Origin of the sequence: Prosthecobacter fluviatilis (genome assembly GCF_042655725.1) — a bacterium.
GTDB lineage: Bacteria > Verrucomicrobiota > Verrucomicrobiia > Verrucomicrobiales > Verrucomicrobiaceae > Prosthecobacter > Prosthecobacter fluviatilis.
The window spans coordinates 89,156-111,360 of record NZ_JBHSMQ010000005.1 but is presented as its reverse complement, the minus strand read 5'-3'; the positions used below and the strand labels follow the sequence as shown (position 1 = coordinate 111,360).

The following is a 22,205-nucleotide window of genomic DNA, read 5'->3' as shown; positions in this document are numbered from 1 at the left end:
CTCCTTGTGATCCCCCCACGCATGTACCTTAGCATTTGGTTTGGCATCATGTTGGCAGCCCAGTCGGGCTGTACAACCCAAAAGGCTGCAAAGCCGGAAAAGCTCGCCTTGGAAGAGGCGCGTAAAGCGCTGCCACTCGAAGAGAAGGAAAATCCGCTTGTGAAGAGGCTGAACAATCCCTCATCCATGCCTGTGGTGCCGCCTGCGGGCGCCCGTCTGTCTTATTCCTCCGTCAAAATAGAGCAAAAGACCCTTGCGATGACTTTTGATGACGGCCCGCATCCTAGCCTGACTCCCAAACTTCTCGACTTGCTCAAGGAGAGGAACATCAAATGCACCTTTTTCCTCATTGGTCAGCAGGTGAAGATGTATCCTGATATCGTGCGCCGTATCATAGCGGAGGGGCATGAGATTGGTAATCACACCTGGACTCACTGCAGCCTGACCAGCCGCTCAGACGATCAGATCCGCACTGAGCTGAAAAAATCCGAGGACGCTGTTTTCGAGGTGGCCGGAGTGCGCCCGCATCTGGTGCGCCCTCCTTACGGAGCCATCAATACACGCATCAAAAATCTGATGTTTACCGAGTTTGGCTACTCCACCATCATGTGGTCCGTTGATCCTCAGGACTGGCGCCGTCCGGGTGTGGCTGCAGTGACCAGCCGTCTGGTTAATGGGGCGCATCCGGGAGCCATCATGCTCTCTCATGACATTCATCCGCCCACCATCACGGCCATGCCTGCAATGTTCGACCAGCTGCTGGCCAAAGGATATCAATTCGTCACGGTAAGCCAGCTTCTGAACATGGAGAAAGCTTCGATGCCCGTGGGGGTGATTGTACGCCCTGCGGAGCCTGTGGGTGACAAAGACCCGAAGCCCCTGCCGGAGAAAAAGCCTAGCGCGTGATGTGGGCGCAGGCTTGTGCCTAAAAAAGGAAAGCGCCCCGGGCGGAGCCGGGACGCTTTCAGACCCACCTGTGCCGTCCGGTGCAAAGGGCTCACGTATCCCATGAGTCCAGGTGGGGACCCGCGTTATGAGGCTCTGTCTTCCAGTAAAGGCATGACATGTCACCTCAGCGCGTAGCCCCCGGGTTAGATTAATCGGGCCGGGCCGCAAAGCTCGAAAACGAACACTGCAGGAAATTCAAATGCCACCAAGGCGGCAAATTTCAAAGAGCAGGACACGGCTGCATGAACCGTAACCTAGATGCTTGAGATTACTCCCGGACATGGTCTGGATCAAGGCCGGTGTCATAGAGCCTTTGTGGGAGAAATTTGCCTGCGGAGGGCGTTTGTTCATCCCCACCATCATGACCCGGTTTCTTTGTCTTTTTCTTCTCGTGTGCACGGCGGATGCCGTTGCTGCTTCCAACATTCAGCGCCTGTGGCTGAGCTTTCAGCGTGCTGAGCCGAGCCATGTGACGGTGAACTGGGAAACCGCACAGCCGGGTGATTCCGTGGTGCTTTTTGGTGTCAGCGCGGCGCTGGGCGGCAGGATTTCAAAAGAGGAAAAAGTCACACTGCATCATGTGGAGATCCCGATTCCGCAGAAGGATGCAGTGTATCACTACCAGGTGCGCTCGGGAGGGGAGGCGTCTGCGGTCTGCACGTTCAAAAGCATGCCATCGAAAGAGCTCCGCATCGCCGTGCTGGGAGACTGGGGTTTTGCTCAGCCGGATCTGGCTGCCCTGATCAAGGATGACGTGCATGTGCTGATGACTGCGGGGGACAATGTCAGCAGCCTGCATCAGCAGGGGAAAGAGGGGGCGAAGGCGTTCAGTGCTTTGATCGACTCGCAGCCGGAGCTTTTCCGCAGCGTGCCTTTCATGCCGATCCTGGGGAACCATGACCGCGAGATCCGTTCGCGGGGGCCAAAACCGCCGTCCGAGGCGGTGTATGATGTGGAGGCGGCTGCGTATCGTGAGTTTTTTGCGCTGCCAGGAAATGAGTGGAACTGGGTGCTCAGCTTTCCAGATTTTGCCGCACGGTTTGTCGCGCTGGACCTCGAGCATATCCAGGACATGGGAACGACCTGGCAGACGGGGCATCCGTTTGACGAGGGCTCAGAGCAGCTGGCGTGGTATCGGAAGCAGATGGAGCCTGCGCACGCGGGGCATACGGTCACACTGCAGAATGAGCGCAACGCGACCATGAGAGGCCAGCTCCAGGGGGAATGGGGACGCTTGTTTCAGCAGGGCTCTGCTGTCATCACCGGATTTGGCTATTTTGCAGAGCGGGCGGTGGTGGACGGTTTTCCGTATTACAATACGGCGCTGAAAGGAAACGGGGATCGTTATCCTGATCCGAAGTCGGCCTTCTTTGCCAGTGAGCACAGCTATGTGTTGCTGAGTTTCAAACCAAACGCGGCGATGAAGATCCAGATCAAGAGCCTGGCTGGCAAGATGCTGGATGAGCAGAGCTATCCTGCAAAGTAATGGGTGTTAACATAACACCGTGATTTGCAAGCCTGGAGCTGTGAAGAGGGGGCTAGCAGGCGTTTTGGTAAGCACATCCAACCATGAAACTCACGCTCCTGCTTCTCTCACTGCTCGTTGCGACTGCCGTCGCTCAGGACAACAAAGCCCTGCTGGACCTTGCGCTTGAGGCGCCGGTCATCAACATGCAGCCGGGGCCGGAGTATGATGCGGAGAAGCGCCCGGGGAACATGATCATTGGCCTGGACCGCACGCCCAAAGGGCGGCTGTGGGCGGCGTGGGTGGGAAACGGGGATTCGCCGAACGGGTTCTTCATGCTGGCGACGAGTGATGACGACGGCAAAACATGGAGCAAACCGCGGGTGGTGATCGATCCACAGGATGGTGAGCTGAACGGGGTGAAGTATGAGCGCCGTGCGTTGGTGGGCAATCTGTGGACCGATCCGCTGGGCCGCCTGTGGTGCTTCTTTGACCAGAGCCTCGGCTACTTTGACGGACGTGGCGGCGACTGGTACATCCGCTGCGACGATCCTGATGCTGCGGAGCCGAAATGGACTGCGCCGGTGCGCTTTGCGGACGGCTGCACGCTGAACAAGCCCACGGTGCTGAGCAATGGCGACTGGCTGCTGCCCGTTTCTCTTTGGACACGCGACCGCATGCACGGCCCCGGCGTGGACAAAGAAGCGCACAAAGACCTGGATGTGATCCGCATGGCGAATGTGTTTGCCAGCACGGACCAGGGGAAGACTTGGACACGGCGCGGTGGGGTGGCGTTTCCAGGCACGGACTTCGACGAGCACATGATCGTGGAGCGCAAGGACGGCAGCCTGTGGATGCTGGCGCGGACGAAAGACGGGATCAGCGAGAGTGTCTCTGGTGACAAAGGTGCGACATGGAGCGAGCCACAGCCGTCTGCGATCCAGAACTGCAGCGCGCGGTTTTTCATCCGCCGTCTGGCATCGGGGAAACTAATCCTCGTGAAGAACGGACCCATCAATGTGAGGCTGCCGCGCCGCTCGAACTTGAAGGCTTTTCTTTCCGACGATGATGGGAAGACCTGGGGAAAGGGTTACCTGATCGATGACCGCAGCGAGGTGTCCTATCCAGATGGCTTTCAGGCACCGAATGGGGACATCCACATTCTCTATGATTGGAACCGGCACAGCGATGCGGAGATCCTGCACGTTAAATTCACCGAGGAGGACATGCAGAAGCAGGCGGAGATTGGCAAGCTGACGATGGACCCGGAGGAGATCAAACGCCGGTCCAAGGTGGGCAAGGATCTGGTGAACAAGGCGCTGGCACCGAAGCTGCCGAAGGCTATCACGCCGGATCCGAAGTGGGCCGTGCAGGCGCTTGAGGATGCGAAGCAGGACTTCAAGAGCATTCCATACGATGGGGTGACTCCAAACAAGATGGTTTGCGACACCACACTGCGCGAGCTGCCGGACGGCTCCTGGATTCTCTTCATACTGGCCGGTGGCGATACAGAGCCGAGTCCGCTGAACTACACCGGCGTGACCCGCAGCCATGACATGGGCAAGACTTGGACGCCGCTGGAGCGTTTTGACGTGGGCTTCCCCCGTGAAGGCAAGACCATCGGTCAGGGCCCGACAGAGCTCATGATTTTGGGACAGCGCAGCACGCTGTTTTTCTCCACGCATTCCAAGCACTGGGCCAACGACTGGCGCTCGTGGTTTCTCACCAGCGATGATTCGTTCAAGACCTGGAGCAAGCCGTATGAAGTGCCAGGGCGTCTGAAAGAGCGCACGTTCATCCGCAAGCACATCGTCTGCAAAGACGGCCGCATCATGATTCCCTTCCAGCACTACATCGGCCCGGATGACCAGCAGGACCGCCCGCCGCTGGAGCGCGACTTCACCAATCCGCGCAACGGGGTGCTGATCAGCAAGGATGGCGGCAAGACCTGGAGCGAGCATGGCAACATCCGCCTGACGCCCAACAGCCGCTACTTTGGCTGGGCGGAGAATGACCTCTTTGAGCATCCGGATGGGCGTATCACGATGGTGATCCGCGGGGATGGGCTGGGTGGCATGCTCTACAAGGCGGAGAGCAAGGATGGCGGCCTGACGTGGCCGGAATTTGCGAGCATCACGCCGATCCCGAATCCGGGCAGCAAGACCACGCTCTACAATCTGGGCGGAGATACCGTGGCGATCCTGCACAATCCCAACAGCAAGCACCGCAGCCCGATGGCGCTTTGGATCAGCTTTGACGGGATGAAGACCTGGCCCTACCAGCGAGTGCTGCAGCAGGAGTCCGTGGACGGGCCAAAGGGGCGCATGAACTACCCGGACGGCTTTGTGAGCCAGGACAAGCAGTGGCTGCACTTTGCCTTTGATGATAACCGCCACCGTGCGGTGCATTACAGTGCCAAGCTGCCGCCGCTGAAGTAGCGGCGGTAGGCAGGATGCAGAGCGTTTTATTTCATGACGGCTGGCTGGCCGGTGCATTCGAGAACGCTGTGCCAAAGCTCCTGGGTGGGGTCCACCTTGCGGCGGCCATTGATGACGAGATCCAGGGGCAGGTGAACGAATGAGCCGTGCCAGCGGCCGACAAGCATGTTGGTCTTGCCGGCCATGGCGGCGTGCACGGCGTTCTGAGCGAGGCGTGAGCAGTAAACGTTGTCCTGGGCATTGGCGGGGACGCTGCGGACGATGTAGCTGGGGTCGATGTATTTGAGGTTCACCTCGGTTTTGCGCGTCTTGAAGAAGGCATTGATGCGGTCTTTCAAGAAGGGGCCGATGTCGCCGTAGCGCTTGTTGCCACTGGCGTCGGTCTCGTCGCTGGTCTGCATGAGATGCTGGCCGGCGCCCTCCGCCACGACGATGACGGCGCTGCCGCGCTTCATGAGGCGCTGGCGCAGGAACTCGAGGAGGCCGCCTTCGCCATCGAGCTCGAAATGCACCTCGGGAATGAGGACGAAATCCACATTGCTGCCGGCGAGTGCGGCGTAGCAGGCGATGAAGCCGGAATCACGGCCCATGAGCTTGACGAGGCCGACGCCATTGACGGCACCGGTGGCCTCCACATAGGCGCATTTCACTGCCTGCACAGCGGCATCGAAAGCGGTTTCGAAACCGAAGCTTTTATCGAGATAGCGGATGTCGTTGTCGATGGTTTTGGGAATGCCGACGATGGCTTTCTTCAGGCCGCGCCGCTCGATTTCCTTGGCGATCTCCGCCGCACCCCGCAGGGTGCCGTCTCCACCGATGACAAAGAGAATGTCCACCTTCATGTCCTCCAGGGTGTCCACCATTTCGCCGATGTCCTGCTTGCCACGGGAGCTTCCGAGCATGGTGCCGCCGAAGTGGTGGCCCTGGTCCACGGAAGAGGGCTTTAACAGGAGGGGTGTGTGGCCGAAGCGCTGGACGAGCCCTTCATACCCATAGCGGAAGCCATAGACACGAGCCACGCCGTACTGGTGGTGGCAGCGGTGGACGATGCCACGAATGATGTCGTTCAGGCCGGGGCAGAGCCCGCCGCAGGTGACGATGCCAACGGTAGTTTTGGGGGGATCGAAATATACCATCTCACGCGGTCCTGCTTCTTCGTAGCTGGGGCTGGAGACATCACGTCCTTCCTCGAGTAGATGGCTGTGGTACAGGATGCGGTCCACAGCATCCACTTTGAAGGGGGCATCGACGCCGCCGATGCGGTGGAGGGGCGAATGGATCAAGCAAGGACCAAGCGTGGGGATGGTCGTGTCTGAAGGAGCTGGTGTCATGGCTGGGAGAAGGTTCATAGAGCAGGAGAAGTGCCATTCTGCGTGCCGAGAGGTGTACAAGGGGGTTGCAAAAAGTCGATCCCCCGCCTGCTTCCACGAATGAATCCCGCCTTTCCTGACAACCTCCGCCTCCAGCTCCGCCAGACCGGCGTGATCGCCGTCCTGATGATCGACCGAGCCGAGGATGCGGTCCCGCTGGCGCGGGCTCTGCTCGCGGGCGGGGTCAATGGAATCGAGCTAACATTGCGCACAGATGCGGCGCTGGAATCACTGCGGCGCATTCGGGCAGAAGTGCCTGAGATGACCGTGGGAGTGGGGACGATTCTGACACCGAAGCAAGCCAATGAAGCCAAGGAGGCCGGAGCGAGCTTTGGCGTGGCTCCGGGTATGAACCCACGCGTGGTGGCCGAGGCGATCCGCATTGGGCTGCCCTTCGCCCCTGGTGTGTGCACGCCGACGGATATCGAGATCGCCATCGAGGCAGGCTGCCGGGTGCTGAAATTTTTCCCCTCGGAGCCGTGCGGTGGGCTGGGCTATCTGCGCAGCATCATGGCTCCGTTTATGCATCTCGGCGTGCAGTTCATTCCGCTGGGCGGTGTGGGTGCTGGAAATGCAGCGCATTACCTGAGCGAGCCGGCGGTGCTGGCCCTGGGGGGCTCATGGCTGGCACCCAAGGACATCGTGGCCAAGGGCGGCTGGGATGTGATCACCGCGCTGGCACGTGAGGCCACGGACATCGTCAAGCAGGTCCGCTCATGAGCCGCGTCGTCACCTTTGGGGAAATCATGCTGCGCCTGGCCACGCCGGGCTTTGCGCGTTTTCAGCAGGCCATGCCGGGCGGCATGCAGGCGAGTTTTGCGGGTGCGGAGGCCAGCATCGCCGCGGCGCTGGCGTATCTCGGTGCAGATGCGGCATTTGTCACCGCGCTGCCTGCCAATGCGATTGCGGACGCGTGCGTGGCGGATCTTCGCAGCCTTGGCGTGGAGACAAAGCATGTGCTGCGCACGGCGGCCGGACGCCTCGGAGTCTACTTTCTGGAGCATGGAGCCAATCAACGCGGGGGAAATGTGATCTATGACCGCGAGGGCTCTTCGGTGGCCATCACCCCGGCCAATGAGTATGACTGGGCGGCGATCTTTGCCGGGTGCGAGTGGTTTGTGATCTCCGGGATCACGCCGGCGATTTCGCGCAACGCGGCCGAGGTGGCACGCGTGGCCATGCGGGAAGCGCAGGGGCGCGGGATCAAGATCGTGTGCGACATGAACTACCGCACCAAGCTCTGGAACTGGGAGCCGCCGCTCTCTGCACGCGAGCTCGCCACACGCACCATGCGGGAGCTGCTGCCGATGGTGAGCGTGTTTGTGGGCGGGGTGAGCGATGCGACTGCGATGCTGGGCATCGAATCCAGCGGAGATTTGCAGGCGCTGGCCAGGCAGATTGCCAAAGAGTTTCCCAATCTCAGCCATGCGGCCTTCACCCTGCGCGATGGCAGCACTTCGGCGGCGCAATGCTTTGGCGGCGCGCTCTACGAAGCGGCAACTGACGCACTGCATACCGCACCACGCCACACCATCACCCAGGTGATCGACCGCCTCGGCGCCGGGGATGCCTTCACCGCAGGGCTGGTGTTTTCGTTTCTGCAAAACTCCGACCCGCAGACCACCGTCGCCTTTGCCACCGCAGCCGGCTGCCTGGCGCATTCCATCGAAGGCGACTACAACTACAGCACGCGTAGCGAAATCGAAGCCCTCATGCAGGGCGATGGTGGAGGCCGTGTGAGCCGCTGATTCATCCCTATTTCCACTCATGTCCCATCCTGCACCCACCACACCTGATCGCTGGTCCCTTGAATCCTGGTTCTCCGGATTCGGCCAAGCCGACTACACTGAATTTAAAGCCACGCTCGTGCGTGATGTGGAGGCGCTCAAAAAGCAGGCGGCGGCGTTGAGCATCGACACCGTCGAGATGGCGCAGGTCATCAATGCGCTTGAGGCTCTGAGCGACCGCCTCGGCCATCTCTCGGCCTATCTCGGCTGCTTGTCCGCCGACGATGCTAACAATGAAGCGGTGAAGGCCGACGAGGCCTGGATCTCTACGCTCGAAGCAGAAAGCACCAAGCTCATGGCATCGCTGCGCTCGGCGCTGGCTGCGCTGAGTGATGATGCGTTTGAATCGCTGCTGGCAGATCCCTCTTTGAAAAATGCAGAGCATGCCGTGAAGCGCATGCGCCACGAGGGGCAGCACCAGATGAAGTCTGAGATGGAGGCGCTGGCTGCCGATCTCAATGTGAACGGTCTGCACGCCTGGGGTCGGCTGTATGACACGCTGACCGGGAAGATGGAGTTTGAAATGACCTTTCCTGATGGACACAAGGAGACCGTGGAGATGTCCCGCCGCCGCGCGCTGATGTCCGAACCTGACCGCAAGCTGCGTGAGGCGGCCTTTCATGACGGGCAGAAGCCGTGGAATGACCACGCGGTGACGCTGGCTGCCGGGCTGAACGGCATCGCGGGAACGCGGCTGAGCCTGTATGGACGTCGTGGCCTGCCGCACTTTCTCGACGCGCCATTGTTTGACGGTGCCATGAGCCGGAAGTCGCTGGATGCGATGCTGGAGGCGATCCACGCGCACATCGAACTGCCGCGTCGTGCCCTGCGCAAGGCGGCGAAGCTGCAGGGAACCTCTGCGCTGCATTACTTCGATCTTGAGGCACCGCAGATTGCGCCTCCCGACGAGAAAGAACTCACCTGGGACGAGGCCTGCGCCACGGTGGACCAGGCCTTCAGTGCCGCGTATCCAAAGCTGGGCGAGTATTTCCGCGAGATGCTGGCGCAGCGCTGGATCGAGGCGCAGCCGCGTGCAGGCAAGCGGCCGGGAGCCTTCTGCACAGGCTCCCAGCTCAAGCATGAGGAGCGCGTGTACATGACGTTTCACCGCACGGTGCATGACATGGTGACGCTGGCGCACGAGGTGGGGCACGCCTGGCATTCCTGCGTGCTGCGTCCGGCGCGTTCGTTTGCAGCAAACTACCCGATGACGCTTGCCGAGACTGCATCGAATTTTGGCGAGATGATCCTGCTCAACGGGCTGATGAACGACCCCGGCCTCACGGAAGCCACCAAGGCCTACCTGCTGGATCAGGAGATGCTGCGCGCGCACGCCTACCTGATCAACATCCCGATGCGTTACGAGTTTGAGAAGGCCTTTTACAAGGAACGTTCGAGCGGCGAGGTGAGCGTGAGCCGCCTGAGCTCGCTCATGAATGAGGCGCAGCGCAAGCTCTACGGAGACACGCTGCTCGAAGACGGTACGGACCCGATGTTCTGGGCCTCGAAGATGCACTTCTTCATCAGCGGCATTTCGTTTTACAATTTCCCGTATGTCTTTGGCTATCTGCTCAGCCAGGCGCTGTTTGCCCGCTTCAAGGCAGAAGGCGCGTCCTTCCTGCCGCGCTACGAGGCCTTCCTCTCCATGACGGGCAGCGCGACCTGCGAAGAGGTCGTGAAACGCAGCCTTGGGGAGGACATTACCAAGCCTGAGTTCTGGGCCACGGCACTGAAGGCCATGGAGCCGGCGCTGAAGGCCTACGAAGCGCTGTAATCAGGCGAGGTGATCAATCAAGCGACCGCACGCTGGGGCCCTCCACCCAGCGCGGGGGGATCATGATCTGGCGCGGCACTTCCGGCACGCCGTGCTCATGCTGCGAGAGCTGGGTGACGATGAGATCGACGGCTGCTGCTGCAAGGTGTTCGCGCTGCTGATAGATGCCGGCAAAGTCCGGCATTCTTGGTGTCCAGTCGTGCACCACAAAGCCAATGTCCTGCGGGATGCGCAGGCCCAGCCGCCGCAGCCAGCCGGGCACGTGGGTGTCGAAGGTGACGAGTGCGTCCGGCTGGTGGGCATTCATCCACTTGGAAAAAGCCTCGAAGCCTTGGCTGATGTCGTTGCTGGGAAAGAGCAGCAGTGGCACACGGTCCGCAGGCGGCAGGCTCTGCTGCCAGTGAAACAGTCCGCCACTGTAGCCAAACTGGGAGCGGTTCACGATCCACTGTGTGACCGCCACGCCGATGCGCTTATAACCGCGTGTGGTGAGCTGGTCTGCGGCCATGTGGATGCCCAGCGTCATGTTTCCTGCGCACATGTGCAGGGAAGGGCTGCTCATGGCATTGCCAAAGGTCGCTGCGGCGAAGGGGGAGTAGTCGATCTTGCTGCACGGGAGCTGCATGCTCTGTGGCGAGACGATCACGCCCTCGATGCCACGTGCGTGCAGGATCTTCTGCAGTCGCTTGGGCGTGAGCCCGTCCTTCCCCAGCCAAAACTCCTCCACCGCATAGCCGTGGCCATGGGCGCGGCTGCGGATGTCATCGATGGGCACGTATTGATACGAAGAGCTGAGAAGGCCATCCTGCGGCACGTGCTCGCGGATGACAGCGATGACGGCGCGCACGCGCTGCTGCTTCCTGCCGCGTACGGCCTGCATCATGCGCGCGAGATGCGGGTCTGGCTGGTAGTTCAGTCGTTTCGCCTCCTTGAGAACGATTTCACGCTTTTCCGCTGAGACCTTGGGAGCGCCGCGCAGCACACGAGACACCGTCATCAAGGAATACCCGGTGGCACGGGCGATGTCCTTGAGCGTGGGCGCTTGAGTGGCGGGCATGGCTGGCGGTGAGCGAGACTACAGGTCTGCCAGTGTCGTGGTGAGCAGCCTCCAGAACTTCTGCGCGGAGGAGATGCTGGCGCACTCTTTTTCGGAGTGGGCCTCGTGGATGTTTGGGCCGAAGGAGATCATGTCGAGGTCCGGGTAGGCCATGGAGATGACGCCGCACTCCAGCCCTGCGTGGCAGGCGCTGACCTTGACCTCGTGATCGAAGAGTTCACGGTAGATCTTTTTCATCTTGTCCAGGATGGGCGACTCGGCGCTGGGGCTCCAGCCGGGATAGGGGTCACCCGAATGCGCCTCTGCGCCGATAAGCTCAAAAGGAGCGCGGAAAGAGCGGACCACATCGATCTTGCTCGACTCCACGGAACTGCGCTGCAGGCTGCCGATCACGGCTTTGCCATGAGCGAGGTCGATGGTGGAAAAATTGGTGGATGCCTCCACCAAGCCTGGGACGACGGGGCTCATGCGATAGACGCCATTGACCAATGCCTGCAGGGCCAGCAAGAAAGCGCGCTGAGCTTCTGCGGCCATGACCTGCACCGGTCCGCTCGTGGCATCCACTGCCGTTGAGGTGATGCTGAGGCTGGGTTCTATCAGGCGGAACTCTTCGCGGATGCCGGCAGTCTCCTGCTCAAAGCGCTCTTTAAAACGTGCCTGGTCCAAAACAAGCACGCTGGCAATGCATCGGGCCGGGATGGCGTTTCGTGCGCTGCCGCCGCGCATGGTGGAGAGCGCCACGACCTGTTCTCCGCAGGCGCTTAGAATACGGGCCATGAGCTTGTTGGCATTGGCGCGGCCTTCGTGGATCTGCAGGCCGGAGTGCCCGCCGCGCAGACCGGAGATTTGGATCTCAACCAAGGGGTGGGCGGAGGCATGCGTGATCTCGCTGTAAGTGTAGGTGACGTGTGTGTCGATGCCCCCTGCGCAGCCGATGGTGAAGGTGTCGTCCTCTTCGGAGTCGAGATTCAGCATGGTTTTGCCAGTCAGCAGTCCCGGCTGAAGGCCCAGCGCGCCGCCCATGCCCTGCTCCTCGTCCAAAGTGAAGAGCGCCTCGATGGGCGGATGGGAGAGGTCCTTGGATGCAAGCACCGCTAGGATGGCGGCAACACCGAGGCCATTGTCCGCACCGAGGGTGGTGCCACGTGCGCGTACCCAGTCGCCATCGACCCACATCTCGATGCCCTGTTTGTCGAAGTCGAAGATCACGCCGTCAGCGGCCTTGTGCACCATGTCCAGATGAGCCTGCATGATCACTGCGGGGCGGTCCCTGCGGTCTGCGCTGGCCTGTTTGCGGATGATCACGTTTCCGGCGGAGTCGATCTGGTGCTGCAGGCCGTGCTGCCGCGCAAAGGCCACGACAAAAGCGACAACGCGCTCCTCGCGCTTGGAAGGACGTGGAACAGCATTGAGATCGGCAAAGCAGTTCCACAGGGGCTTGGGTTCAAGGGAGCGGATTTCGGAGGAGGACATGTATGAATGGATGGAGAGTGAATGTGCGGCGCAGCCTGTCAGGAACAAGAGCAACGGCGGGCAGGGGGGAGGAGCATGTTAACATAACACCTCTTCGGCTTAATCCAGGGTGAAATCACACCTCACGTCACGTTTGATAAAGCCGATGAATCTCCGCCAATTCTGCACCCTGCTTTTTCTCGCCACCGTCTGCGCCCAGGCAGTCGAGCCGATGGGCGAACGTCTTGAAACGTGGCAGGGTATCCCGGGACTGGAGCGCACTGCTCGTGGGCGTGTGTTTGCGTCCTGGTTTACGGGCGGGCCCAAGGAGCCTTCGCCGGAGAATGCGGTGCTCCTCTGCTACAGTGATGATCAGGTAAAGTCATTCACGCGGCCGCAGGTCATGGCTGCTCCAGGAAATGGAACGCGCTGCTTTGACCCCACGCTGTGGATTGATCCCAAGGGACGGCTTTGGTACATCTTCAACCGCGGCAACAAGGACACCGCGAAGCACGATGTATGGGCGCGCATCTGCGATGATCCAGATGCCACGCCGCCCGTCTTTGGAGCCGAACTCCGGGTGGGATATGAAGGGCCTTATGCCTTTCGCATGAACAAGCCCACAGTGCTTTCCTCAGGCGAGTGGATCATGCCGGTGACGCATGCCATGGAACCGGTGCGTGAATGGTTTGCCGGACCGAAGCAGTTGCAGGGCGTGGGCATCTCCACCGATGAAGGAAAGACATGGAGGCTGCATGGGGCGCTCAAAGCACCAGAGTGGGCGCTGGAGTGCATGATCACCGAACTGAAGGATGGTCGGCTTTGGCTGCTGACACGAACGGGGGGCGGCTTTTTGTGGGAGAGTCATTCATCCGACAATGGCCTCACCTGGAGCGAGGCCAAGGCCAGCACCATCCCCAATCCGGGCTCCCGCTTTTTCATCCGCCGTCTTGCCTCCGGCAATCTGCTGCTGGTGAATCATCACGGTTTCACTGGCAAAACACGCAGCCACCTCACCGCGCAGATTTCCACGGATGACGGCAAGACCTGGAACGAGGGCCTGCTGCTGGATGAGCGCAAGGGTGTCTCGTATCCCGACGGCGTGCAGGACCGTGATGGCCTGATCTGGATCACGTATGATCATGATCGGCAAGGTGAGGGCGAGATCCTGCTGGCAAAGTTCCGCGAGGAAGATGTCGAGGCAGGCAAGAATGTGTCTGGTGCTGTGAGTCTCAAGCAAACGATCAGCAGACTGGAGAAACCTCAGATCATACCGGCGAAGTGGGATCCGGCACTGGCTGGAGATGTGGTGATGCAGCGTCTGGTGAACACCACGGCGCCGCAGGTGAAGGGTGCGCACGATGCGGAGTTTGCGTGCGTGGGAGATCGTGTCTACATCGTGGTGGAGGCCAATGACCTGAAGGCGGGAGAAAGCGCCGGATGGCCGTTCATCTACGCCACGATGTCCATCGTGAACTTGAAGACTCTCGCGCTGGAAAAGGTGATCGACTTTGCCAAAGGCGGACAACGGTTTGAGAACGAGACGCTGCCTGAGGGCGCGTGCTTTGTACCGCGCATCCTGCAAAAGGATGCGAACACGCTGCGCTGCTACTTTACCAGCGAAGACCCAGGAAAGAGGCAGTCGCAGATGTGGTATCGCGACTTTGACCTGAAGTCCGGTGCTTTCCGTGACACAATCCACAAGGCGAAGCTGAAGGCCGCAGCAGGCACGTTTGACTTTCAGCCGCAGTATTTCCATGCGGACGCAGCGGCTCAAGGCTTTGCCAGGCCGGCGGTGGATTCATCATTCTTCATCTTTGATTCCTTCAAGAAGTTCGATGGCAAGATCTACGTGGCACTGAACAATTTCACCGGAAAGCAGAACGCGCTCGCTCTGATGCATGATGATCTGGAGACCCTGGAAGTGCTCGGCCATTACAACGAGCCGCAGGCCGAGGCGCTGAGTGAATCGGCAGTGAACCGACTGCTGGACGGCACGTGGATGGCGATCTGCCGCAATGACAAAGGGAACTATTACTTTTCCGCCAGCGCCGATGGCAGGACATGGAGCGCTGGCAAGCCGCTGCCAGTCGTGCTCAATGGCGGCAACTCCAAGCCGACCTTCGACAAATTTGGCGGCATCTATTATCTGGGCTGGCAGGAGTCCACGCGTATCCAGGGCGTGAGCCGCAGTGTGTTCAATGTGGATGTCTCTCGCGATGGTAAAACCTGGGAGCGTAAATACCGCTTTGAGACGCCGAAGTCCTTCCAGTATCCCACCTTCCACGGACATGAAGGCGTGATCTGGCTGGTGGTCACCCAAGGTGACAAGGACGCGAGCCGAAAGGAGCGCATCATGTTTGGAAAGCTAGAGGATGTGGGTGGCTTTGAATCGCAGCAAGGGCAGAAGCGCATCGTCTGGCCTGCGCACGCTCCCGCAGAGGCAGCAGAGATGAAGCTGGGAACCAGGCTTTTCACAGACCGGGATTATGTGATCGAGGCCATGCCAGAGCAGGTGCGGGGACTGCCGTTTCTGCGCACGAGCATTGAAATGATCGACGCGGAAGTCGTCAAGGCAGGAACGCTGTACGCACTGACACCTGCCTCGCGACCTGGGGCTGCCTGCCAGGAGGAGGCTCTGAAAAGCGCAGGCTTTGCCAAGGTCGAAGTGCCTGAGACGCAATTGTTCCCGGGTGACATCAATCGTGTGAACCTATACAGTAAAGATGTCATCAAGGGAGAGCGGCTGCGTTTCAAAAAACTGGTGCTGCTCATCAGCGGATCAGGAGTCGTCATGCGTGACACTCATCCTTGATCTCCGCCCCTTCAACCAACTGCACGACCTCCCATGATCCGCTTCTTCAACTGGTTTAACAATCTCTATCCCGTGTGGCTCGTGAGCCTCGCTGTGCTCGCCTTCTTCAAGCCGCAGACCATGCTGTGGTTTGACAAGCCATGGATCTTCTGGTCGCTCGCGGCCTCCATGCTCGGCATGGGGCTGACGCTCAGCGTGGACGATTTCAAGGCCATCGCGCGCATGCCCGGCAGTGTGGCGCTGGGTTTTGTGGCACAGTACACCATCATGCCACTGACCGGGTGGATGGTGGCGAAGGTTTTGAATCTCGATCCCGGGCTCGCCGTGGGCATTATTCTCGTGGCCAGCTGCCCCGGGGGCATGGCGTCCAACATGATCAGCTACCTCGCACGGGCAAATGTGGCGCTGTCGGTGGTTCTCACCCTTGCATCCACGCTGCTGGCCTTCTTTTTTACGCCCATGTGGACCAGCGCACTGGCCGGCAAGTACGTGCCGGTGGATGCCTGGGGGCTGTGCCTTTCGGCCTTGCAGCTCACGGTGGCACCTGTCGTGCTGGGCGTGCTCATTCGCTGGAAGATGCCACGCACTGCAGATCAGATCGGAGCTTGTGGCCCCACCATTGCGGTGCTGGCCTTCACGTTTGTCAGCGGGGGCATCGTGGCCGCCAGTGCAGATGCCATCTCGGCCCATTTTGGCCGGCTGGCGCTGGCAGCGTTTCTTTTGCACATCAGCGGTTTCGTGGTGGGCTACCTCATCCCCAAGGTGCTGCGCTATCCGGAATCCGTGGCCCGCACCGTGAGCATCGAGGTGGGCATGCAAAATGGTGGCATGGCCGCAGCCTTGGCACGTGAGCACTTTCCATTGCTGCCTCTGGCCGCCGCTGCTGCTGTCTTTAGCGGAGTGATGCAAAACATCGTGGGCGGCCTCATGGCCGCATGGTGGAAACGCCGGACTCCGGATGCGTGAACCTTGTCATGAATCGTCGAAACTTTATCCAGGCAACGGTGGCTGGCGTGGTCGGTCAAAGCCATGCCCGGCAGGATGATAATGTGGTGGTCAAAGCCGGTGCTTTTGCTGTCACCATTCCTGCCATATGGCAAAAGAGTGCCATCATCGAAAAAGTGCCCATCAAGCCCTTATATAGTAAAGAAGACTGGAAGGCTTATCAGGCGGACAATCACCGAATTTTGAAGCCCAGCTATGGCTGCCGACCGCAGCACTGGGCGCTACGGTTTCCTGCTGCCGTGCCAAAGGGAATCACTTTCGACCAGGAAAATGCCGGAGAGAATCCAGAGGCTCCGCAAATTCTCATGCACAAGGCGGAAGAGTGGGGCATGGCATTCACGGATGGCACCCACACAAAAGACAAAGCTGGTGAGCTAAGACAGAGATTGCGGCGTGAGATGGATGAAGTTTTGCAGAATGACAATCCTCATGTGTCGCCTGCTTTTATGGATGCCTCGCTGACTTTCATGTGCCTGAAACGCCGGATTGATTTCACTGGCGGTCACGGTGTCCGGCTGGTGGCTCAATGGACGATCGAAGCAGAACTGATGCGGCTGGGTGGACTGCATTATCTGTTTCTCGGCATGTCAGATGACAGCACCTGCCAAATCATTGCCACATTCCCACTGGGCTTGCCGGGACTGCCCACATCTGAAGGGCGGGAGCATCTGGGATGGTCCATGGAAAGGTATGGCGAACTGGAAAAAGGGTTCAATCGATATGAGGCCGATGCCATTGGCTGGCTGGGGAAGCACGAGCAGGAAATCACACCTTCTCTCCGGACGCTGGATGCAATGATGCAGAGCCTTGTGGCCTCAAGCTGGAAACAAGAATGAGCCGCCGAGACATCTATTACTGGAAATGCGACCGGCCTGCTGCGTTTCACGGCACGCAGCTGCGTGGCGGGGTGGATCCCTCCATGGAGCAGCAGCTTCGCGAGGCGCTGCTGCGTCAGCTGAAGGCGAAATCCGTGACTTTGAGCGCGGGTGCAGGGCAGGGGAACCACCTCACCTGGAATGCCGATGTGGACGGGGCCGCGATGTTTGTCCGCGTGGAAAACGGGCCTGAGAAAGACGGGCATCTGGCGGTGGAGTCGGCGGTGCTGGAGCGTGTGCGTGTAGTCGGGGTGCCCACGCCACGCGTGTATGCATGCGATGCCACGCGCAGCCGGGTGCCCTTTGCGTGGCAGGCGCTGGAGCGTATTCCGGCGCCGGATCTGAACCACTGGTTCAAGCTCGGCAGCCTCGATGTTCCGAAGGTGGCTTTTGACATCGGAGCTGCCGCCGCGCGGTGGCAGCAGATCGTGCTTCCTGGATTTGGTGTGCTGGATGAGTCGCTGCAGGGGTATCATGCGACGTATGAGGACTACTTCTACCTGCGGCTGGATCAGCATCTGGCCTTTCTTGTTTCAAGAGGCTTCCTTTCCGAGAAGCAGAGCGATGAAATTCTGGCAGAGATCGAAAGACACCGGGCGCTGCTAGATCTGAAAACCGGCTGCCTGGTGCACAAGGACCTGGCTCTCTGGAACATACTCGGCCAGACGGACCGCATTGCAGCCTTCATTGATTTCGATGACGCCATCAGCGGCGATCCCATGGATGATCTCTCGCTGCTCGCCTGCTTTCACGATCACTCTTTTCTGCGGCGTGCCTTTGAGGGCTATCAGAGCCTGCGTGGACTGCCGGAAAATCACCTGCGGCGCTTCTGGCTGCATCTTCTGCGCAACATGATCGTCAAGGCGGTGATCCGTGTGGGTGCGGGTTATTTTGACCGCGATGACGGTTTCTTTCTGATCTCTGCGGGCACCAACGGAGGAACTCTTCGAGACTTTACCCAAGCGCGCCTGGCGCTTGCTTTGCGGGGCTTGCGCGAGGGCAGTGACATTGACATTCTCCAACTATGAAAACACACATCGGCACTTTTCTTTCCATCGGTTCTCCAGCGGTCACAGAGCTGGCGGCCGAGTGTGGCTTCGACTGGGTTTTGATCGACCTCGAGCACGGCTGTGAATCTGAAGCCGCACTGCCGAATCAACTTCGCGCGCTGCGTGGCAGCAACATGCTTGCGATTGTGCGTGTGAGTGCGCCGCATGCGGACTTGATCAGCCGCGTGCTGGACTGGGGCGCGCATGGCATCATGGTGCCGCATGTGAACACCGTGGAGGAGGCGCGGCATTGCGTGGATGCGGCTTACTACCCGCCACGCGGCCACCGGGGTGTCTCGCGCACCGTGCGCACCTACGGCTATGGCATGCGGCTGCCGGAGGGTGAGATGCCCAAGCCGATCATTCTGGCGCAGATCGAGACGGCATCAGCGGTGGATCAGGCGGGCGAGATCGCTGCGGTGGAAGGGATCGATGCCTTGTTCATCGGGCCTGCAGACCTCTCGTTTGATCTGAAGGCGCAGAAGGCTGCGCGCAGCTACGATGAGTGTGTGGATGTGATCGTCAAAGCCGCCCGGGACCACGGCAAGGGCTGCGGCATTCTGGTGCGCCATGCGGATGACAAGGAGAAGCTCAAGGCGCTGGGGTTCACCTGGATCGCCATGGATTCCGACCTCTCGCTGGTGCGGGAGGGTTTTAAAAAGAATCTGGCTGCGGCCCGGGCATGGTGAAATTGTCCGACTTTTTCCTGTGAATCGGCTTTTCCGGACTAATCTCGCGTCCCCATGAAAGCATCCCCCCAAATCACCTCCAAGATCGTCGAACTGTGCGAAGTCCTCGTGGCAGACAGCGAAGTGCAGAATGCCCGCGAAAAAGCCGAGGCGTTCCTGGCCGATGAAGCCGCCGTGTCTCTCTACCGCGAGATGGCCACGCTCGGTCGTTCCCTGCATCAGAAGCAGCATCATGGAGAAGAGCCCAGCGGGGAGGAAATTTCCCGCTTTACCGATCTGCAGGACCAATGCGATGCAAACACCGCCATCCTGAGCTTTGTGGAAGCCCAGGACGTGCTGCGCAACATTGCCGAAGTGGTGAACGGCTACGTGGGCAAGAGCCTCGAGCGCGGCAAGGTGCCGACCGAGGCCGAAGTGTTTCCCCAAGGCTGCGGCGAAGGCTGCGGCTGCCACCACTAAAACACACTCATGAAAGCGCCGGCCCTGCTTTTCGCACTGCTGCTGATCTGTGCCTCGTCCTTTGCGGGCGAGGCCAAAACGGTAAAGCTACTGACCATTGGCAACAGCTTCTCTGCCAATGCCACCCATTACCTGGGAGACTTGGCGAAAGCAGGCGGGCACAAGCTGGTGCACCAACCGCTGGTCATCGGTGGGGCTTCATTCCAGGTGCATGCCGAGAAGGCGCAGAAGCACGAGGCTGATGCCAAAGACAAAGCCGGACTCTATACCAGCGGTCGTGGCCTGAAGGAGAGCCTGGAGCTGGACCGCTGGGACTACGTGACGATCCAGCAGGCGAGCATCAAGAGCCACGACTTTGCCACCTACCAGCCTCATGCCGGCTGGCTGCGTGATTACGTGGCCAAGCACGCCCCGCAGGCCACACTGCTGGTGCATGAGACGTGGGAATACCGCAAGGATGACCCGCGCTTCACCAAGCCCTCCACCGCTGCCGGAGAGCCCAAGACGCAGGAAGAGATGTACAACGGCCTGCGTGCCGCCTACGACAAGATCGCGGCAGAGTTTCACGCGCGCATCATTCCGACGGGGGACGCCTTTCATCTGGCCGACACCGACAAGACCTGGGCTTATCAAGCCGACACCTCCTTTGATCCCAAGGCCGCCAAGCAGCCCGCGCTGCCTGATCAGACTCATTCGCTGCATGTCGGCTGGCGCTGGGCCAAGCCCAAGAACGGCGGCCCGGTGGCTCTGGGCATGGACGGGCATCATGCCAACATGGCAGGCGAGTATCTGGGCGCGTGCGTTTGGTATGAAGTGCTGTTTGGCGAGAGTGCCGTGGGCAGCAGCTTTATCCCGAAAGGGCTGGATGCCAGCTACGCCCGCTTTCTGCAGGAGACGGCGCATCGAGCCGTGGCTGCCCGCGTGAAATAATCATGTCCAAAATAGCAGCGTGGTGTCCTTGTGGGAAACCATGACTCGCATCCTCGCTTTTTTTCTCGCTCTCAGCCTTGTCGCGCGTAGCGCCACAGACGCCGATGTCATCGTTTATGGCGCCACTCCAGGCGGCTTCTGTGCCGCCATCGCCGCCGCACGGGAGGGCGCCTCCGTGATCCTGTTGGAGCCCACGGACCATGTGGGCGGTGTGAACACAGGCGGGCTGTGTTTCAGCGACTCTAATCAAACGGTGCGCAGCACGGTGCTGGGTCTCTTTGAGGAATGGCATCTGCGGGTGGAGGCGGACTATCAGAAGCGTGGTGTGGCGCTGCCATACAAGGTAAGCGAGAAGGATCACAAGCCATGGACCTACGAACCGCATGTGGCGGCGCAGGTGACGAAGGCCATGCTGGACGAAGCAGGCGTAAAGGTGCTGACAAAGCAGGCGCTCAGAAAGGTGAGCAAGGCAGGAGCACACATCACTAGGATCACGACACGAGACGGTGATTTTACGGCGAAGGTTTTCATCGACACCACCTATGAAGGTGACCTGATGGCCGCGGCTGGAGTGAGCTGGACCATCGGGCGTGAAGGTCGGCAGGAATTTGGCGAAGCGCTGGCTGGAAAGCAGTACCCCAAGGCCAGGCTGGCCATATCAGGAGTGGACGCGGAGGGCAGACCGCTGCCGCTGATCACCACCAAGGATGCCGGTCCAGATGAAGCCGGGGACAAGAATGTGATGGTGTACAGTTTCCGGCTGTGCGTCACAAAAGATCCGGCAAACCGGGTGCCCTTTCCACGGCCTGCCAGCTATGATCCGGCGCGGTTTGAGGTGGTGAGGCGCTACTACGCCCAGGAGAAAAGGCCCCATCTGCTTTGGGATCTGTATCCGCTGCCGGGAAACAAGTTTGATGCGAACAACGGCATCGGGAAGCAGTTTTCCATGGGGCTCGTGGGCGCGTGCAATGGCTGGAGCGAGGCAGATGAGGAAGGGCGCGCCAGGATCTGGGAGGCGCACAAGCAGTACACCTTGGAGCTGTATCACTTCCTCAGCACTGATCCGGCAGTGCCGGAGCCTCTGCGGCAGCAGATGAGCGAGCTGGGCCTGTGCCGTGATGAATTTGCCGAATACGGCCACTGGTCGCCGCAGCTCTACGTGCGCGAAGGGCGGCGCATGGTTGGCGAGTATGTGCTGAGTCAGAAGGACATCATGGACGAGCCGAAGAAGGAGGATCCGATTGTGGTGTCATCCTTCCCCATCGATTCGCACGACTGCCAGCGTGTGGGCACCCGGGACATGGTGGTGGATGAAGGCACCATCATGCCCGTGCGCATGGCAGGCCGCAGGCATGGCTACCCCTACCACGTGCCATACCGGGCCATCACTCCCAAGGCGGCGGAGTGCGACAATCTGCTCGTGCCCGTGGCCCTGTCCTGCACGCATGTGGGCATCTCCTCCATCCGTGTGGAGCCCACATGGATGATCCTCGGACAGAGTGCGGGCATCGCCGCTGCGCTGACTGCGAAGCAGGGGCTCACGGTGCAAAGGCTGCCCTATCCTGCGCTGCGTGAGCGGCTGCTGGCGCAGAAACAGGTGTTGGATCTTCCAGTGCTGCCTGAGGTGAAGCCGGAGCCGCAGGGCGCGATGAGCATTGATCCTAAAACCCTGCCAGGCATCGTGCTTGATGACACGCAGGCCGAACTCCAGGGGCAGTGGAGTCATTCCTCGGGATTCAAACCGCACATCGGCACCGGCTATCTGCATGACGATAAACGCGGCGACGGCCAGTCTCGAGCCGTCTTCCGCTGCAAAGTGCCCATGACGGGAAGCTATGAGCTGCGCATGGCCTATTCACCCCATGAGACACGGGCCACGAAGGTGCCTGTGGTGGTGGAATGTGGTGGGCGTAAGACCGAGCTCACGGTGGACCAGACTCAGCCGCTCGCAGCAGGCGAGGCGTTCCGCAGCATCGGCCACGTGGAACTGGATACTGCGGCTGAAACGGTCATCACCATCCGCAATTCCGGGACCGTTGGATTTGTGATTCTAGATGCGCTTCAGCTCATCGACGCTAACAAATGATCCACC

At 60.1% G+C, this 22,205-nt stretch carries 17 protein-coding genes and 1 other RNA gene; 14 read left to right on the top strand and 4 right to left on the bottom strand.

The window, feature by feature from the left end:
- Positions 1 to 21: 21 nt before the first annotated feature.
- The gene (locus ACFQDI_RS14580; protein ID WP_377167989.1) at positions 22 to 906 is read left to right on the top strand and encodes a polysaccharide deacetylase family protein; all 885 of its coding nucleotides are present in this window, start codon (positions 22 to 24) and stop codon (positions 904 to 906) included.
- A gap of 57 nt (positions 907 to 963) precedes the next feature.
- On the opposite strand, the gene ssrS is transcribed toward ACFQDI_RS14580, so the two are convergent.
- Positions 964 to 1,144: non-coding RNA, 6S RNA (gene ssrS, locus ACFQDI_RS14575), on the bottom strand.
- Between the two features lie 66 nt (positions 1,145 to 1,210).
- On the opposite strand from ssrS, the gene ACFQDI_RS14570 reads away from it, so the two are divergent.
- Positions 1,211 to 2,434 (top strand): metallophosphoesterase family protein, encoded by a 1,224-nt coding sequence (locus ACFQDI_RS14570; RefSeq protein WP_377167987.1) that lies wholly within the window; start codon positions 1,211 to 1,213, stop codon positions 2,432 to 2,434.
- Positions 2,435 to 2,517: 83 nt separating this feature from the next.
- Entirely contained in the window at positions 2,518 to 4,851 is a 2,334-nt protein-coding gene (locus ACFQDI_RS14565; protein WP_377167985.1) for a sialidase family protein, read from the top strand.
- A gap of 26 nt (positions 4,852 to 4,877) precedes the next feature.
- Here the strand turns inward: ACFQDI_RS14565 and ACFQDI_RS14560 are convergent, their stop codons facing one another.
- Entirely contained in the window at positions 4,878 to 6,200 is a 1,323-nt protein-coding gene (locus ACFQDI_RS14560) for an ATP-dependent 6-phosphofructokinase (RefSeq protein ID WP_377167983.1), read from the bottom strand.
- A gap of 81 nt (positions 6,201 to 6,281) precedes the next feature.
- Between ACFQDI_RS14560 and ACFQDI_RS14555 the strand changes: the two genes are divergently transcribed.
- The 3 genes from ACFQDI_RS14555 to ACFQDI_RS14545 are packed head-to-tail and all read left to right on the top strand — an operon-like array spanning position 6,282 to position 9,782.
- Positions 6,282 to 6,941, top strand: coding sequence for a bifunctional 4-hydroxy-2-oxoglutarate aldolase/2-dehydro-3-deoxy-phosphogluconate aldolase (locus ACFQDI_RS14555; protein ID WP_377167981.1), 660 nt, complete (start codon positions 6,282 to 6,284; stop codon positions 6,939 to 6,941).
- Positions 6,938 to 7,969, top strand: coding sequence for a PfkB family carbohydrate kinase (locus ACFQDI_RS14550; RefSeq protein WP_377167979.1), 1,032 nt, complete (start codon positions 6,938 to 6,940; stop codon positions 7,967 to 7,969). Before ACFQDI_RS14555 ends, ACFQDI_RS14550 begins: the two co-directional genes overlap by 4 nt.
- A gap of 19 nt (positions 7,970 to 7,988) precedes the next feature.
- Complete coding sequence (locus ACFQDI_RS14545) at positions 7,989 to 9,782, top strand: M3 family oligoendopeptidase (protein ID WP_377167977.1); 1,794 nt, start codon at positions 7,989 to 7,991, stop codon at positions 9,780 to 9,782.
- Positions 9,783 to 9,795: 13 nt separating this feature from the next.
- On the opposite strand, the gene ACFQDI_RS14540 is transcribed toward ACFQDI_RS14545, so the two are convergent.
- Both ACFQDI_RS14540 and ACFQDI_RS14535 read right to left on the bottom strand, forming a co-directional pair.
- The gene (locus ACFQDI_RS14540; RefSeq protein WP_377167975.1) at positions 9,796 to 10,839 is read right to left on the bottom strand and encodes a LacI family DNA-binding transcriptional regulator; all 1,044 of its coding nucleotides are present in this window, start codon (positions 10,837 to 10,839) and stop codon (positions 9,796 to 9,798) included.
- Between the two features lie 18 nt (positions 10,840 to 10,857).
- Complete coding sequence (locus ACFQDI_RS14535; protein WP_377167973.1) at positions 10,858 to 12,312, bottom strand: aminoacyl-histidine dipeptidase; 1,455 nt, start codon at positions 12,310 to 12,312, stop codon at positions 10,858 to 10,860.
- A 145-nt stretch (positions 12,313 to 12,457) separates the two neighbouring features.
- On the opposite strand from ACFQDI_RS14535, the gene ACFQDI_RS14530 reads away from it, so the two are divergent.
- The 8 genes from ACFQDI_RS14530 to ACFQDI_RS14495 are packed head-to-tail and all read left to right on the top strand — an operon-like array spanning position 12,458 to position 22,199.
- On the top strand, positions 12,458 to 15,106 hold the full coding sequence (locus ACFQDI_RS14530) for a sialidase family protein (protein WP_377167971.1): 2,649 nt from the start codon (positions 12,458 to 12,460) through the stop codon (positions 15,104 to 15,106).
- Positions 15,107 to 15,139: 33 nt separating this feature from the next.
- Entirely contained in the window at positions 15,140 to 16,072 is a 933-nt protein-coding gene (locus tag ACFQDI_RS14525; RefSeq protein ID WP_377167969.1) for a bile acid:sodium symporter family protein, read from the top strand.
- A gap of 8 nt (positions 16,073 to 16,080) precedes the next feature.
- Positions 16,081 to 16,947: a hypothetical protein gene (locus ACFQDI_RS14520; RefSeq protein WP_377167967.1), complete on the top strand. Its 867-nt coding sequence runs from the start codon at positions 16,081 to 16,083 to the stop codon at positions 16,945 to 16,947.
- Entirely contained in the window at positions 16,944 to 18,014 is a 1,071-nt protein-coding gene (locus ACFQDI_RS14515) for a phosphotransferase family protein (protein ID WP_377167965.1), read from the top strand. The genes ACFQDI_RS14520 and ACFQDI_RS14515 overlap by 4 nt, the downstream gene beginning before the upstream one ends.
- Positions 18,011 to 18,724: an HpcH/HpaI aldolase family protein gene (locus ACFQDI_RS14510; RefSeq protein ID WP_377167963.1), complete on the top strand. Its 714-nt coding sequence runs from the start codon at positions 18,011 to 18,013 to the stop codon at positions 18,722 to 18,724. The genes ACFQDI_RS14515 and ACFQDI_RS14510 overlap by 4 nt, the downstream gene beginning before the upstream one ends.
- A gap of 54 nt (positions 18,725 to 18,778) precedes the next feature.
- Entirely contained in the window at positions 18,779 to 19,183 is a 405-nt protein-coding gene (locus tag ACFQDI_RS14505; protein ID WP_377167961.1) for a YlbF family regulator, read from the top strand.
- A 9-nt stretch (positions 19,184 to 19,192) separates the two neighbouring features.
- Complete coding sequence (locus ACFQDI_RS14500; protein ID WP_377167959.1) at positions 19,193 to 20,113, top strand: DUF4886 domain-containing protein; 921 nt, start codon at positions 19,193 to 19,195, stop codon at positions 20,111 to 20,113.
- 40 nt (positions 20,114 to 20,153) lie between these two features.
- Entirely contained in the window at positions 20,154 to 22,199 is a 2,046-nt protein-coding gene (locus tag ACFQDI_RS14495) for an FAD-dependent oxidoreductase (RefSeq protein ID WP_377167957.1), read from the top strand.
- Positions 22,200 to 22,205: the final 6 nt, after the last annotated feature.